We start from the raw sequence: 532 nt of genomic DNA, 5'->3' as shown, positions 1-532 counted from the left end.
GGGTATGCGTGCCCGGCGGCGACTCGTCGTCACCGGGCACGCATACCCGTACGAACGAAGTGCCATCCCGGCTCAGACGCGCGGCCGGGAGCGTTCCGCCGTTCCGGCGTACGTGCGCGTCACTCTACGGGCTGATCCCATGCGGGCGGGAACCAAGTCCACAGGCCCGGGGCATCTGCCCGGAACGTCCCCCTACCCTGCGGTAATCCCGTCTGGCAGGCTTCGTTCATGACCCCGCGCGCCGCCGACCGGGCCCGTTACGACCGGGCCACCGCCCATCTCGACGCCCCCGTCGCGATAGTCGACCTGGACGCCTTCGACGCCAATGCCGACGATCTCGTCCGCCGGGCCGGTGGCAAGCCGGTCCGGGTGGCCAGCAAGTCCGTCCGCTGCCGGGCGCTGCTCGAACGCGTCCTCGCCAAGGAGGGCTTCGCGGGCGTCATGTCGTTCACCCTCGCCGAGTCGCTGTGGCTCGCCCGCTCCGGGTTCGACGACGTGCTGCTCGCCTACCCGTCCGCCGACCGCGCGGGCT

General features: G+C 71.8%; 1 pseudogene. It reads left to right on the top strand.

Annotated features, from left to right (window positions below):
* Window positions 1–228 precede the first annotated feature (228 nt).
* Window positions 229–532 (top strand): annotated as a pseudogene (locus BZY54_RS48470) (amino acid deaminase/aldolase); the annotation flags it as partial.

The sequence above is a fragment of the Streptomyces carpinensis genome, from assembly GCF_002154505.1.
Classification (GTDB): domain Bacteria; phylum Actinomycetota; class Actinomycetes; order Streptomycetales; family Streptomycetaceae; genus Streptomyces; species Streptomyces carpinensis.
The sequence above is the reverse complement of the archived record's forward strand: the minus strand, read 5'-3'. Positions and strand labels throughout refer to the sequence as shown.